Origin of the sequence: Kitasatospora albolonga (assembly GCF_039535905.1) — a bacterium.
GTDB lineage: Bacteria > Actinomycetota > Actinomycetes > Streptomycetales > Streptomycetaceae > Kitasatospora > Kitasatospora albolonga.
This window is the reverse complement of record NZ_BAAAYB010000112.1, coordinates 1-237: the sequence shown is the minus strand read 5'-3', so window position 1 is coordinate 237 and position 237 is coordinate 1. Positions and strand designations below refer to the sequence as shown.

Genomic DNA, 237 nt, shown 5'->3' with positions numbered 1-237 from the left:
AAAAGAAAAGAGAGAAAAGAAAAGAAAAAGAGAGAAAAAAAAAGAAAAAAAAAGAAAAAGAGAGAGAAAAAAAGAGAAAAGAAGAAAAAAAAGAAAAGAAAAAGAAAAGAAAAAAAAAGAGAAAGAAAAAAAGAAAAGAAAGAAAAAAAAGAAAAAAAAAGAGAAGAAGAAAAGAAAAGAGAAAAGAGAGAGAAGAGAAAAGAGAAAAGAAAAGAAAAGAAAAAAGAAGAAAAAAAA

1 protein-coding gene is annotated in these 237 nt (G+C 21.1%); it reads left to right on the top strand.

The window, feature by feature from the left end; all coding sequences use genetic code 11:
* Positions 1-237, top strand: a 237-nt coding sequence (locus tag ABD946_RS43320; RefSeq protein ID WP_345288198.1) for a hypothetical protein, incomplete at both ends; no start/stop codon positions are given.